Source organism: Streptomyces hazeniae (assembly GCF_031845485.1).
In the GTDB taxonomy this organism is placed as follows: Bacteria; Actinomycetota; Actinomycetes; order Streptomycetales; family Streptomycetaceae; genus Streptomyces; species Streptomyces hazeniae.
Genome location: NZ_JAVREQ010000110.1, coordinates 1 through 507, shown reverse-complemented (window position 1 = coordinate 507; position 507 = coordinate 1). Strand labels below are relative to the sequence as shown.

Genomic DNA, 507 nt, shown 5'->3' with positions numbered 1-507 from the left:
CGGCGGCGGCCGGGATCGCGGCCGGGGACCACGCGCCGACCCGGGTGGACGCGCGGGCCGGTTCCTGGTCGGCGACGCCCGAGCCGCCGCCCCGGCCGCCGCGCTGGGCCCGCCCGGTCTTCCCGGAAGCCTAGGCCCTGTCCTCGGACGGCCGCCCGCAGCTCGGGCGGCCGTCCGGCGCGTGGCGGTGGACCGCTCCGGGTCAGCGTGCGCCGGGACGCATCGCGGCCGCGGTGGCCGACGCCACGGTCGTCCGGGTGAGCGACGGACAGCGTGACCACCTGAGCCGCAACTCGCTGCCCGCCCTCGCCTACCTGATGCTCATCGAGGGCAACGTCCGCATGGCCCTCGGCGCGCACCGCATCTTCGGCAACCACGTGGTCCTCGACCTCGGCGGCGGTACGTACGCGGCCTACGCCCACGTCCGGCGCGGCTCGCTCAAGGTGAGGGCCGGGGACAGGGTCCGGGCCGGGCAGGAGATCGGGCAGGTGGGCAACTCCGGCAACA

Annotated in this window: 1 pseudogene; it reads left to right on the top strand. The window is 77.3% G+C overall.

The features are described from left to right. Positions 1-224: 224 nt before the first annotated feature. Positions 225-507, top strand: a pseudogene (locus RM572_RS28845) (M23 family metallopeptidase); the annotation flags it as partial.